Below are 13659 nucleotides of genomic sequence, written 5' to 3'. Positions count from 1 at the left end.
GCCTTGTCGTGCGACAAGCACTGCCTGCGGCTTCCCGCCTTGTTCTACGCTTGAATGCAAAGCCGTTTGGTTCAGCGCGGCAGCACGGTGCTGCCTATCAGGTATTTGTCCACCGCACGCGCCGCCTGGCGGCCTTCGCGGATGGCCCAGACCACCAGGCTTTGACCGCGGCGCATGTCGCCGGCGGCGAACACCCCTTTGGCATTGGTTTTGTAGCCCTTGGCGTCGTCCACGCTGGCATGAGCGTTGCCGCGCGCGTCCTTTTCCACGCCAAAGGCATCCAGCATGGTGGTGCTGGGCCCGGTAAAGCCCATGGCCAGCAGCACCAGTTCGGCCGGCCAGTCCTTCTCGGTGCCGGGCACTTCGGTGATCTTGCCGTTCTTGAACTCGATCTGTACCGTTTTCAGGGCCTTCACCGTCTGGCTGCGGCCGCTGCCGACGAAGGCTTTGGTGGAGATGGCGAACTCGCGCTGCGCGCCTTCTTCGTGGCTGTCGCTGGTGCGCAGCTTGATCGGCCAATAGGGCCAGGTGAGCTCCTTGTTCTCGTGCGCGGGCGGCATGGGCATGAGTTCGAACTGCGTCACGCTCTTGGCGCCCTGGCGGTTGCTGGTGCCGACGCAGTCGCTGCCGGTGTCGCCGCCGCCGATCACGATGACGTGCTTGCCCTTGGCCGAGATCGGGTCCTTGACCTTGTCGCCCGCGTCGATGCGGTTTTGTTGTGGCAGAAACTCCATCGCAAAGTGGATGCCGCGCAACTCGCGACCCGGGGCGGGCAGGTCGCGCGATTGCTCGGCGCCGCCGGTCAGCAGCACGGCGTCAAACTCCGTCAGCAGCTGGTCTGCGGTGACTGTTTCGCGCGAGAGGTTGGTGATGGTGGCGCCCACGCCGTCACCTGGCATGCCGGCCACCAGCACGCCGGTGCGAAACGTCACGCCCTCACCCTGCATCTGCGCCACGCGCCGGTCGATGTGTGATTTGTCGAGCTTGAAATCCGGGATGCCATAGCGCAGCAGGCCGCCGATGCGGTCGTTCTTCTCGAACACCGTCACGGCATGGCCCGCGCGCCCGAGCTGCTGCGCCGCGGCCAGCCCGGAGGGACCGGAGCCGACCACGGCCACGCGTTTGCCGCTTGGGCGCAGCGCCGGGCGCGGTTGCACCCAGCCTTCGGCCCAGGCGCGGTCGATGATGGCGCGCTCCAGGCTCTTGATGCCCACCGGCTCGCTGTTGATGTTGAGCGTGCAGGCGGCCTCGCAGGGCGCGGGGCAGATGCGACCAGTGAACTCGGGGAAGTTGTTGGTCGAATCGAGCACCTGGAAAGCGTTTTTCCAGTCGCCCCGATAGACCAGGTCGTTGAAGTCCGGAATGATGTTGTTGACCGGGCAGCCGTGGCTGCAAAACGGAATGCCGCAATCCATGCAGCGCGCCGCCTGCTGCCGCGCCAGCGGCTCGGTCAGGGTGGTGACGAACTCGTGAAAGTGCGTAATGCGCTCGGCGACGGGCGCGTGGGGTTCGGGGATGCGGTCGAACTCCAGAAAGCCGGTGATCTTGCCCATGGTGTGTCTTGCCTTGAGGAATATGCGGTGGGTCTTGAGCGAGTGCGCGTCTGCATCAGGGATGCGACGCAACCCCTTGTTTGATAGCTGTTGACGCTTTACCAGCCTGCGCTTCAGCCAGTTTTCTTTCATGAATCTGGGCCAAAGCGCGCTGGTACTCGGTGGGAAACACCTTGACGAAGCGCATGCGCGTGGCTTCCCAGTCGTCCAGCAGCGCACGCGCACGCCGGCTCCCGGTCCAGCGCAGGTGCTCGCCCAGCAGCGCCTTGAGTTGCTCTTCGTCGGTGCGCCCGCCGTGCATCGCCGTCACGCTCTCGCTTGCGGCCTGCTCGGAAGCGGGCAGCACGCGCTCGAGCCGCACCATGGAATGGTTGCAGCGGCTGGCAAAGCGCCCGTCCTCGTCGTAGACGTAGGCGACGCCGCCCGACATGCCGGCCGCGAAGTTGCGCCCGGTCTCGCCCAGCACGACGACGGTGCCGCCCGTCATGTACTCGCAGCCGTGGTCGCCCGTGCCTTCGACCACCGTCGTGGCGCCCGACAGGCGCACGGCAAAGCGCTCGCCCGCCACCCCGGCAAAGTAGGCCTCGCCGCTGGTCGCGCCATAGAGCACGGTGTTGCCGACGATGATGTTCTCGTGCCAGGCGCCGCGAAAATCCAGGCTGGGCCGCACCACGATGCGCCCGCCCGAGAGGCCTTTGCCGGTGTAGTCGTTGGCGTCGCCGATCAGGTACAGCGTGATGCCCTTGCACAGGAAGGCGCCAAAGCTCTGGCCGCCCGTGCCCTCGAACTGCACGTGGATGCTGTCGTCGGCCAATCCCTCGGGGTGCGCCTGCGTCACCAGCCCGGCGAGCATCGCGCCGACCGAGCGGTCGCCATTGCGCGCCGTCTCCAAGATACGCACGCGCTCGCCGGATTCGACCGCCGGGCGTGCCTTGTCGAGCAGGCGGTGGTCCAGCGCGCGGCCCAGGTCATGGTCCTGTTCCTCACAGTGGTGGCGCGCCACGTCCTCGCCCATCGCCGGCCGGGCGAAGAGGCGCGAGAAATCCAGCCCCTCGGACTTCCAGTGGTCTATGCCGCGGCGCATGTCCAGCAGGTCGCTGCGGCCCACCAGTTCATCAAACGTGCGGATGCCGAGCTGCGCCATGATCTGGCGCGCTTCCTCGGCGACGAAGAGGAAGTAGTGAATGATGTGCTCGGGCTTGCCGGTGAAACGCTTGCGCAGCTCGGGGTCTTGCGTCGCAATGCCCACGGGGCAGGTGTTCAGATGCCCCTTGCGCATCTGGATGCAGCCCTCGACCACCAGCGGCGCGGTGGCAAAGCCGAATTCATCGGCGCCCAGCAGCGCGCCGATCACCACGTCGCGCCCGGTTTTCATCTGGCCGTCGGCCTGCACGCGAATGCGTCCGCGCAGGCGGTTCAAGACCAGCGTCTGCTGCGTCTCGGCCAGGCCGATCTCCCACGGGCTGCCCACGCGCTTGACCGATGACCAGGGCGAGGCCCCGGTGCCGCCGTCGTGCCCGGCGATCACCACGTGATCGGCTTTGCACTTGGCGACGCCCGTGGCGACCGTGCCGACGCCGATTTCCGAGACCAGCTTGACGCTGATGCTGGCGTGCGGCGCGACGCTTTTCAGGTCGTGGATCAGTTGCGCCAGGTCTTCGATCGAGTAGATGTCGTGGTGCGGTGGCGGGCTGATCAGGCCCACGCCGGGCACGCTGTGGCGCAGCTTGGCGATGTAGTCGGTGACCTTGCCGCCGGGCAGCTGGCCGCCTTCGCCGGGCTTGGCACCCTGCGCCATCTTGATCTGGATCTGGTCACTCGACACCAGGTACTCGGTGGTCACGCCAAAGCGCCCCGAAGCCACCTGCTTGATGCGGCTCCTCAGGCTGTCGGTATCTTCCAGCGGTTGATCGACCTCGACCACGTCCTGCCCGATCACCGACGCGAGCGACTTGCGCCTGGTCACCGTGATGGGCTTGCGTTCTTCGCGGTAGCGGTGCGGGTCTTCGCCGCCTTCGCCGGTGTTGCTCTTGCCACCGAGGCGGTTCATCGCAATCGCCAGCGTCGCGTGGGCCTCGGTGGAAATCGAGCCCAGCGACATCGCGCCGGTGGCGAAGCGCTTGACGATCTCGCTCGCCGGTTCGACCAAGTCCAGCGAGATCGCCTTGCTTGGGTCGACCTTGAACTCGAACAAGCCGCGCAGCGTCATCAAGCGGGCCGACTGATCGTTGATGATCTGCGCGTATTCCTTGTAGGTGTTGAAATTGTTGGCGCGCGTGCTGTGCTGCAGCTTGGCGATGGCGTCGGGCGTCCACATGTGCTCGTCGCCGCGCACGCGCCAGGCGAAGTCGCCACCGTCGGCCAGGCGCTGGCGCAGCACCATCGCGTCGCCAAAGGCCGTGCGGTGACAGCGCAGCGCTTCCTCGGCGATTTCGAAGATACCTATGCCCTCGACGTGGCTGGCGGTGCCGGTGAAATATTTTTCTATGGTCTCGGAGTTGATGCCTATGGCCTCGAAGAGCTGCGCGCCGCAATAGCTCATGTGGGTGGAGACACCCATCTTGGACATCACCTTCGACAGCCCCTTGTCGATCGCCTTGATGAAGTGCGCGATCGCTTCGGCCGCGCTCAGCTCGCCCGGCAGGTCCTTGTGCATCGCGGCCAGCGTTTCCATCGCCAGCCAGGGGTGCACCGCCTCGGCGCCATAGCCCGCAAGCACCGCGAAGTGGTGCACCTCGCGTGCGCTGCCGGTTTCCACCACCACGCCGGTGCTCGTGCGCAGGCCGGTGCGCACCAGGTGCTGGTGCACGCTCGAGAGCGCCAGCAGCGCCGGAATCGCCACGCGCTCGCGCGCCACAGCGCGGTCGCTCAGGATCAGCACGTTGTGGCCGTTGTGAATCGCATCCACCGCCTGCGCGCACAGGCTGGCCAGGCGCGCCTGCACGCCCTCGGCGCCCCAGGCCAGCGGGTAGGTGATGTCGATCACGTGCGAGCTGAACTTGCCGTGCGTGCGCCGCTTGATGTCGCGCAGCTTGGCCATGTCCTCGGGGTCGAGCACCGGCTGGCTCACCTGCAGGCGCATCGGCGGATTCACCTGGTTGATGTCGAGCAGATTGGGGTTGGGGCCGATGTAGCTCACCAGGCTCATCACGATGGCCTCGCGGATCGGGTCGATCGGCGGGTTCGTGACCTGCGCGAACATCTGGCGGAAGTAGTTGTACAGCGGCTTGTTCTGGTCGGAGAGCACCGCCAGCGGGCTGTCGTCGCCCATCGAGCCTATGGACTCCTCGCCGTTGGCCGCCATCGGGCTGAGCAGGAACTTGATGTCTTCCAGCGAATAGCCGAAGGCTTGCTGCAGGTCGAGCAGGTCGGGCGAGGTGCTGGCGTCACCGGCGGTCTGCGGATCGGTTGCGGCCATCGGCAACTCGTGCGCGTCGGCACCGGCCACCGGCTGCACCACGTCGTCCAGGCGCACGCACAGGTTGTCGATCCAGCGCTTGTAGGGCTTGGCGTTGGCAAGACCCGCCTTGAGCTCTTCGTCGTCGATCATGCGGCCCTGATCCAGGTCGATGAGGAACATCTTGCCCGGCTGCAGGCGCCACTTTTTGACGATCTTGTGCTCAGGAATCGGCAGCACGCCGGATTCGGAGGCCATCACCACCAAGTCATCGTCGGTCACGCAGTAGCGCGCCGGGCGCAGGCCGTTGCGGTCCAGCGTGGCGCCGATCTGGCGCCCGTCGGTGAAGACGATGGCGGCCGGCCCGTCCCAGGGCTCCAGCATGGAGGCGTGGTACTCATAGAACGCGCGCCGACGCGGGTCCATCGTGGTGTGCTGCTCCCAGGGCTCGGGGATCATCATCATCATGGCCTGCGCCAGCGGGTAGCCAGCCATGGTCAGCAGCTCCAGGCAGTTGTCGAACACGGCGGTGTCGGACTGGTGCGGGAAGCTGATCGGGTAGAGCTTTTGCAGGTCGGCGCCCAGCACCGGGGAGCTCATCACGCCTTCGCGCGCGCGCATCCAGTTGTAGTTGCCGCGCACGGTGTTGATTTCGCCGTTGTGCGCGACGTAGCGGTAGGGGTGGGCCAGCGGCCACTCGGGAAAGGTGTTGGTCGAAAAGCGCTGGTGCACCAGGCCCAGCGCCGAGACGCAGCGCTCATCTTGCAAGTCAAGGTAATACGCGCCCACTTGGTGCGCCAGCAGCAGCCCCTTGTAGATCACGGTGCGGCTGCTCATGCTCGGAACGTAGTATTCCTTGCTGTATTTGAGCTCCAGGCGCTCGATGGCGGCGCTGGCGGTCTTGCGGATGACGTAGAGCTTGCGCTCCAGCGCGTCCTGCACGATCACGTCGCTGCCACGGCCGATGAAGACCTGGCGGATCACCGGTTCCTTGGCGCGCACCGTGGGCGACATCGGCAGTTCGCGATCGACCGGCACGTCGCGCCAGCCCAGCAGCACCTGGCCCTCGGCGGCGATGGCGCGCTCAAGCTCTTCCTCGCAGGCGAGGCGGCTGGCGTGCTCCTTGGGCAGGAAGACCATGCCTACGCCATATTCGCCCAGGGGTGGCAGCTCCACGCCTTGCACGGCCATGTCGGCGCGGTACAGGCTGTCGGGGATTTGCAGCAGGATGCCCGCGCCATCACCCATCAAGGGATCGGCGCCGACGGCGCCGCGGTGGTTCAGGTGCTCCAGGATCTTGAGCGCCTGGGTGACGATGTCATGGCTCTTCGCGCCCTTGATATGGGCCACGAAGCCGACGCCGCAGGCATCGTGCTCGAAACGCGGGTCGTACAGCCCGGTGGCTGCAGCTGCACGGATTTCCTCGGCAGAAGGGGTGGCTGAGTGGTTCAAGGCAGACCTCATGTCAATTTGCATCAAAGTATGCAAAACAGGCATAGATTAACACTTGCCGAGAAGGTCTTCAATCAAAATAAATAGGGGTCAGACCATTAATAATTCTGATAAAACCAATATTTTCAAAAATTGGGGACATATCAAAAAACAATTGATTCAATGACTTGCACAAGCTAATGCCTGTGAACGCCTGTCAATGGCTTGCGTTGCAACGCGCCGGCCGGCCTGGTGCGCGTGGTGCGGCAGGGCGGCCGCTGGCGCCTGCAACCGAGATGAAGCCCGCCGAGCCCAGCGCCCAGCCGCCGCGCGCGGCGCGGCGCAGGCGGGCATCCTGTGCGCTGCTGCTGCCGTGGCTCAGGCGCTCGCGCCAGGCGGCTTCGCGGGCAAATGGGGTGTTGCCCAGGCTCCAGTAGGCGGGTGGATCGGTGACCAGCGGGTCGCGGCAGCTGCCCAGGTGGTGCGCGGCACTGCTGGCAGCGCCGGGCTCGCCCTCCTGCTCCATCCAGGCCATGGTCGCCAGCAGGGGTTCGCCGGGCTCCACCGGGGCGGCGTGAAAGCGGCCGTTCCAGAGCGTGCCGCTGCGCCCGTGCTTGCGGTTGAAGGCACCGACGTAGCGCCGGCCTATGGTTTGCATCAGGCGCGCGAGCGATTGCGGCTGCGCCGGGGTGGCCAGCAGCAGCAGTTCCTGCGTGCGCAGCGCGTAGGCATGCAGCTGTACCTGCTCGTCCACCAGTGCCAGGCGCAGTACTTCGGTGAGGAGCTCCAGGTCTTGCGCGTCCTCGAAGATGGGTTGACGGTCGATCGCACGCTGAATCAGCAGGTGCGCGTGGCCGGGGATGACGAGGCGGGGCAGTCTGGCCATGGCGGGTGCGGGGCTTATGCCGTGTGCCTTGTGCTCGGGCAAAGATCAGTCATCGAGCCCCAGCTCCTGGATCTTGCGCGTGATGGTGTTGCGCCCAATGCCGAGCTGGTGCGCGGCTTCGGCGCGGCGCCCGCCCGCGACGGCGAGGGCAGTGCGCAGCAGCTGTGCTTCAAACTGTTCACTCAGGCGCTGCCAGACGTCCGTGTCGCCGGCCTGCAGGCGGCGGCGCGCATCGCGCTCCAGCAGCGCGCGCCAGTCGGGCGCACTGCCGGTACTGGCGACGGCCGGGCCGGGTGCTGCGCCTTCGGTTTCGCCCTGCGGCGGCAGGTCTTGCGGCGTGATGACCTGCGCCGGTGCCATCACCGTCAGCCAGCGGCAGAGGTTTTCCAGCTCACGCACGTTGCCAGGGAAGGCGTAGTCCGCCAACCGATCGCGCGCCGCGTCGGTGAGGCGTTTGGGCTCCATGCCCAGCTCCTGCGCGCTGCGCACCAGAAAATGGCGTGCCAGCGCGGGAATGTCCTCGCGGCGTTCGCGCAGCGCTGGCAGGCGCAGGCGGATCACGTTCAGGCGGTGGTACAGGTCTTCGCGAAAGCGGCCCTGGCGCACGCGCTCCTCCAGATTCTGGTGGGTGGCGGCAATCACGCGCGCACTGGCCTGCAGGGGCTCCTGACCGCCGACACGGTAGAACTGTCCGTCGCTGAGCACGCGCAGCAGGCGCGTCTGCAGCTCCAGTGGCATGTCACCGATTTCGTCAAGAAACAGCGTGCCGCCCGCGGCCTGCTCAAAGCGGCCGCGCCGCAGCGTCTGTGCACCGGTGAAGGCACCACGCTCGTGGCCGAAGAGCTCGCTTTCGAGCAGATCGCGCGGCACTGCGGCGGTGTTGATGGCGATGAAAGGGCCGCTGGCGCGCGGGCTGTGGCGGTGCAGCGCATGCGCCACCAGTTCCTTGCCGGTACCGCTCTCTCCGGTGATCAAGACGGTGGCGTGGCTGGCACTGAGCCGGCCAATGGCGCGAAACACATCCTGCATCGCCGGCGCCTGGCCGAGCATCTGTGGCAGGGCGGCGCTCTCGCTGCCCGGACTGTCGTGCGCCTGGGACTCTGCGGCGGCGCGGCGGATCAGCTCCACCGCCAGGGTGAGGTCAAAGGGCTTGGGCAGGTATTCGAAGGCGCCGCTTTGCAGTGCGCCGACGGCGCTGTCCAGGTCGGTGTAGGCGGTCATGATGATGACCGCGATGCGAGGGTGGCGGCGCTTGATTTCGGCCAGCAGTGCCAGACCGTCGCCGCCGGGCATGCGGATGTCGCTCACCAGCACCTGCGGCAAAGCACCCGGGTCGAGCGCGGCGAGCACTTCGGGTGCGCTGCTGAAGGCGCGCACCGGCAGTTGCTCACGCTCCAGCGCGCGCTGGAGCACGAAGCGGATGGAAGCGTCGTCGTCGACGATCCAAATGAGGGGCGCAGTGGAGCGTGGCATGCGTGGGTGACTCAGAGCTTGAGAGGAAATTGCCCGTGCCCGAAAGGTGCGTCAAAAACGCAGCCATAGCTCGGGCTATGGCGAGTATTTGCAACGAAGAGTGGTGGTGTTTTGGCGTGCAGGGCGGGCATGGGGGATTGCCTCTCAAGCTCTCAGGATTTCTCAGGCAGCGGCAGCACCATGGTGAAGCGGGTGGCGCCGGGTCTGCTCTCGCAGGCAATGCTGCCGCCTTGCTGCTGCACCAGGGTTTGCGTCAGGGTCAGGCCCAGGCCGGTGCCTTCGGGGCGGCCAGTGACCAGCGGCTGGAAGATGCGCTCGCGCAGCGCAGGCGGCACGCCGGGGCCGTTGTCTTCCACTTCCAGCTCCAGCGCCAGCCGGTGGCGCCGTCCGGCCAGCGTGGCCTGGTGCGCTATGCGGGTGCGCAGCACGATGCGGGCGTCGCCTTGCCGGATGCGCTCGGCAAGTGCCTGCGCCGCGTTGCGCACGATGTTGAGCAGGGCCTGGATGAGCTGCTCGCGGTCGGCGCGCAGCTCGGGCAGCGAGGCGTCGTAGTCGCGCTGGATCTCGAGGCCGCGCGCAAACTCGGCCAGCACCAGCGTGCGCACATGCTCGCAAACCTCGTGGATGTTCACCACGGCCCACGCGGGCGCGGCCTGGTGCGGCGCGAGCAGCCGGTCGACCAGCGCCTGCAGGCGATCCACCTCGCGCACGATCACCCCTGCGTATTCGCCGGCGCTGCCATCGGGATGGTCCAGCGCCAGCAGCTGGGCGGCGCCGCGGATGCCGCCCAGCGGGTTCTTGACCTCATGGGCCAGGTTGCGCAGCAGCTCCTTGTGGGCCGTCGCGAGCTCGCGTGCGCGCTGCTCGCGATCGAGCCGCGACTGCTGCTCCAGCTCGGTCATCTCCACCAGTGCGCAGGTCTGGCTGGCGTGCACGAATGGGCTGACCGTCACGTGCACCGCAAGCGCTTGCGGCCCCGGCGGCACGCAGCACAGGCTGGCGGCAAAGCGGCTGACGACGCCACCCTCCTGGACCACGCGGCGCAGCGCGTCGTGCAGCAGTGCGGGTTCGTTGAACCAGTGCGCGGCCTGGCCGTGCACCAGGCGGCTGCGCGGCAGGCACAAGGTGTTTTCGAGCGCCATGTTCACCATCAGGCAGCTGCCGTCCGCACGCACCAGCGCCACCAGCGTGGCAAGCCGGTCATAGGCCTCCTGGGCGTGGGGATCGGGCGCGAGAGCCATGGTGTGCGGGATGGATTGTCACCCAGCGTTGTCGAGGACATCTCCGGAGCACCCACCGGCTTGCGCTGCCAGGCGGGGGATCAGAGGATGGCCAGGATGCGCTCCAGTGCCTCGCGCGTGGCTTGCGCCGTGTTGAAGGCGGTCAGGCGCAGATAGCCTTCGCCCGAGGGGCCGAAGCCCGAGCCGGGCGTGCCGACCACCTGGGCTTCGTGCAGCAGCCGATCGAAGAAATCCCAGGCGCTTTGCCCGCCGGGAATTTGCAGCCAGACGTAGGGCGCATGCACGCCGCCGAACACCTGCAGACCCGCGCCGCTGAGCGCCGTGACGATCTGGCGTGCGTTGTCCATGTAGGCGCGCACCTGGTCGGCCACCTCGCGTCGGCCCTGCGGGGAAAGCGCGGCCGCGGCCGCGCGCTGGACGGGGTAGGACACCCCGTTCTGGCGGCTTGCCACGCGCCGGCGCCACAGCGCGTTGAGCGACACCGCGCGGCCGTCCACCTGCGCCGTCAGGGCCTGCGGGATCACGGTGTAGGCGCAGCGCGTGCCGGTGAAGCCGGCGGACTTGGAGAACGAGCAGCACTCGATGGCGATCTTCTCTGCACCCTCGATCTCGTAGATCGAGCGCGGGATGGTGTCGTCCGTGATGTAGGCCTTGTACGCGGCGTCGAACAGGATCAGCGTTTGCGTCTTGAGCGCCCAGTCGACGAAGCGCTTGAGCTGCGCGCGTGTGAGCACGGTGCCGGTCGGGTTGTTCGGGTAGCACAGATAAAGCATGTCCACCGGCGTGCTTGGCAGCTCGGGGACGAAGGCATTTTCTGCGTTGCAGGGCAGGGTGGTCAAGCGACTCCAGCTATCGTTTTCATAATTTCCGAGGCGCCCTGCCATGGCGTTGGAATCGACATACACCGGGTAGACCGGGTCGGTGAGCGCCACGCGTGCGTCGGCTGCCAGCAGCTCCTGCAGCGCCGAAGTATCGGTCTTGGCGCCGTCGGTGATGAAAACGTCGTCCAGCGCCAGCTTCACGCCCAGCGGCGCATAGTCGACATCCAGGATGGCCTGGCGCAAAAAGTCGTAGCCCTGGTCGGGCGGGTAGCCATGAAAGCCGTCGGGCGTGCCCATTTCGAGCGCGGCGTCGGCCATGGCCCGTGCGATGGTCGGCGTCAGCGGTTGGGTCACGTCGCCTATGCCCAGGCGGATGAGGGGGCGCGGTGCCTGGGGCGCGTAGGCGTTCACGCGGCGCGCGATCTCGGCAAACAGGTAGTTGCCGGGCATGTGGATGAGGTGGGTATTGAGGTGCATGTCAGTTGTCAAGCCAGGTGCCGTCGAAGACGAACGCTGCCGGGCCGCTCTGGTAAATATGGTTGTCGTCGGGGTTCCAGGTGACTTGCAGTTCGCCGCCGCAAAGCTTCACGCGCGCACTGCGCTCTGTCAAGCCATTGAGCACGGCGGCCACCAGCGCCGCCGCGGCGCCGGTGCCGCAGGCGAGGGTCTCGCCGCTGCCGCGTTCCCAGACGCGCATTTCGATCTGGTCGGGCGCCAGCACGTGCACGAATTCGACATTGGTGCGCTTGGGGAACAGCGCATCGTGCTCGATCTGCCGGCCTATGCCATGCACGTCGAACTGCGCCGGATCATCGACGAAGATCACCGCGTGCGGGTTGCCCATGCCAACGCAGCTCATGTGCAGGGTCTGTCCGCGCACGTTGATCGGATGGTTGAGCACCCTGGCGCCGGGCAGGTTCACCGGGATGGCTGCGGGCGCGAGCTGCGGCTCGCCCAGATCGACGGTGACCTGACGCACGCGCCCGGCATCGATCTGCAGCTCCAGCGTCTTGATGCCGCTGGCGGTCGCCAGCCGCACCCGCGATTGCCGCGTCAGGCCGCGTTCGTAGACGTACTTGGCGATGCAGCGCACGGCATTGCCGCACATCTCGCCTTCGGAGCCATCGGCGTTGAACATGCGCATGCTGAAGTCGGCTTCGCTCGCAGGGCCGATCAGCACCAGCCCATCGGCGCCTATGCCGAAGTGCGGGCGGCTCATCGCCACCGCGAGCGCCGACGGGTCCGTCACCGTCTCTTCGAAGGTGTTGATGTACACGTAATCGTTGCCGATGCCGTGCATCTTGGTGAAGCGCATGTCCCGGCTCGCTTCAGAGGCTGTAGTACATGTCGAACTCGATCGGGTGCGTGGTCATGCGATAGCGCGTGAGCTCGCCCATCTTGAGTTCCATGTAGGCGTCGATCAGCGCATCCGAGAACACGCCGCCGCGCGTGAGAAAGGCGCGGTCTTCGTCCAGGTAATCCAGCGCCTGCTCCAGGCTGTGGCAGACGGTGGGGATCTTGGCGTCTTCCTCGGGCGGCAGGTGGTAGAGGTCCTTGGTCGCCGCCTCGCCGGGATGGATCCTGTTTTCCACGCCGTCAAGGCCGGCCATCATCAGCGCTGCAAAGCCCATGTAGGGGTTCATCAGGGGGTCGGGAAAGCGCGCCTCGATGCGCCGCCCCTTGGGGTTGGCCACATAGGGGATGCGGATCGAGGCCGAGCGGTTGCGCGCGCTGTAGGCGAGCTTGACCGGCGCCTCGAAGTGCGGCACCAGGCGCTTGTAGCTGTTGGTGCCGGGGTTGGTGATGGCGTTGAGCGCGCGGGCGTGCTTGATGATGCCGCCGATGTAGTACAGCGCGAAGTCCGACAGACCCGCATAGCCGTCGCCCGCAAACAGGTTCTTGCCGTCCTTCCAGATCGATTGGTGTACATGCATGCCGCTGCCGTTGTCGCCCACGATGGGCTTGGGCATGAAGGTGGCCGTCTTGCCGTGGCGGTGCGCGACGTTCTGGATCACGTACTTCTGCAGTTGCAGCCAGTCGGCGCGCTGCACCAAGGTGGAAAACTTGGTGCCCAGTTCCATCTGCCCGGCCGTCGCCACCTCGTGGTGGTGCACTTCGACCGGCACGCCCAGCGCTTCCAGCAGCAGGCACATCTCGGAGCGCATGTCCTGCGTGGCATCGACCGGCGGCACCGGAAAGTAGCCGCCCTTGACGGCGGGGCGGTGGCCGCTGTTGCCGTGGGCATATTCGGTGGCGCTACTCCAGGCCGCTTCTTCGGACTCGATCTTGACGAAGCAGCCGGACATGTCAGCCTGCCAGCGCACGCTGTCGAAGACGAAGAACTCGGGCTCGGGGCCGAAGTAGGCGGTGTCGCCCAGGCCGCTGGCTTTCAGGTAAGCCTCGGCGCGGTGCGCGAGCGAGCGCGGATCGCGCTCGTAGGGCTTGCCGTCCAGCGGGTCGTGCACGTCGCACTGCAGGATGAGCGTGGGTTCTTCAAAGAAGGGGTCGATGTTGGCGGTGGCCGGGTCGGGCATCAACAGCATGTCCGAAGCCTCGATGCCTTTCCAGCCGGCGATGGACGAGCCATCGAACGCATGTCCGGCGCTGAACTTGTCTTCATTGAAATGCGAAACCGGCACGGTCACGTGCTGCTCCTTGCCGCGTGTATCGGTGAAGCGCAGATCCACAAACTTGACGGCCTTGTCGGCCACCATTTTCATTACGTCGGATACGTTCTTGGTCATGGTGAAACTCCCTTGGAGCGTGAGGTGTACGCCGTGCTATTGCAGAAACCGTGCCAGCCTGGCTTCTCGAGGAGACAAGGCAAACGCCGTTGATGGTTTGCACCACGATGGGG

The 13659-nt window shown here is 66.5% G+C and carries 8 protein-coding genes; all 8 read right to left on the bottom strand.

Features of this window, described 5'->3' with window-relative positions; genetic code table 11:
- Positions 1–71 precede the first annotated feature (71 nt).
- The 8 genes from ABS45_RS10985 to glnA all read right to left on the bottom strand — a co-directional run bounded on the left by ABS45_RS10985 (position 72) and on the right by glnA (position 13546).
- Positions 72–1553: a glutamate synthase subunit beta gene (locus ABS45_RS10985; RefSeq protein ID WP_291555575.1), complete on the bottom strand. Its 1482-nt coding sequence runs from the start codon at positions 1551–1553 to the stop codon at positions 72–74.
- Between the two features lie 55 nt (positions 1554–1608).
- Positions 1609–6369, bottom strand: coding sequence for a glutamate synthase-related protein (locus ABS45_RS10980; protein ID WP_291555613.1), 4761 nt, complete (start codon positions 6367–6369; stop codon positions 1609–1611).
- A 229-nt stretch (positions 6370–6598) separates the two neighbouring features.
- The gene (locus tag ABS45_RS10975; RefSeq protein ID WP_291555574.1) at positions 6599–7267 is read right to left on the bottom strand and encodes a transposase; all 669 of its coding nucleotides are present in this window, start codon (positions 7265–7267) and stop codon (positions 6599–6601) included.
- A gap of 45 nt (positions 7268–7312) precedes the next feature.
- The gene (ntrC, locus tag ABS45_RS10970) at positions 7313–8740 is read right to left on the bottom strand and encodes a nitrogen regulation protein NR(I) (protein WP_291555573.1); all 1428 of its coding nucleotides are present in this window, start codon (positions 8738–8740) and stop codon (positions 7313–7315) included.
- Between the two features lie 152 nt (positions 8741–8892).
- Positions 8893–9981, bottom strand: coding sequence for a nitrogen regulation protein NR(II) (glnL, locus tag ABS45_RS10965; RefSeq protein ID WP_291555572.1), 1089 nt, complete (start codon positions 9979–9981; stop codon positions 8893–8895).
- 80 nt (positions 9982–10061) lie between these two features.
- The gene (locus tag ABS45_RS10960; protein WP_291555571.1) at positions 10062–11279 is read right to left on the bottom strand and encodes an LL-diaminopimelate aminotransferase; all 1218 of its coding nucleotides are present in this window, start codon (positions 11277–11279) and stop codon (positions 10062–10064) included.
- A 1-nt stretch (position 11280) separates the two neighbouring features.
- Positions 11281–12117, bottom strand: coding sequence for a diaminopimelate epimerase (gene dapF, locus ABS45_RS10955; protein ID WP_291555570.1), 837 nt, complete (start codon positions 12115–12117; stop codon positions 11281–11283).
- 13 nt (positions 12118–12130) lie between these two features.
- Positions 12131–13546: a type I glutamate--ammonia ligase gene (gene glnA / locus ABS45_RS10950; protein WP_291555569.1), complete on the bottom strand. Its 1416-nt coding sequence runs from the start codon at positions 13544–13546 to the stop codon at positions 12131–12133.
- Positions 13547–13659: the final 113 nt, after the last annotated feature.

The sequence above is a fragment of the Comamonas sp. SCN 65-56 genome (genome assembly GCF_001724135.1).
Lineage (GTDB): Bacteria > Pseudomonadota > Gammaproteobacteria > Burkholderiales > Burkholderiaceae_C > Comamonas_C.
This window is presented reverse-complemented; position numbering and strand designations above follow the sequence as displayed.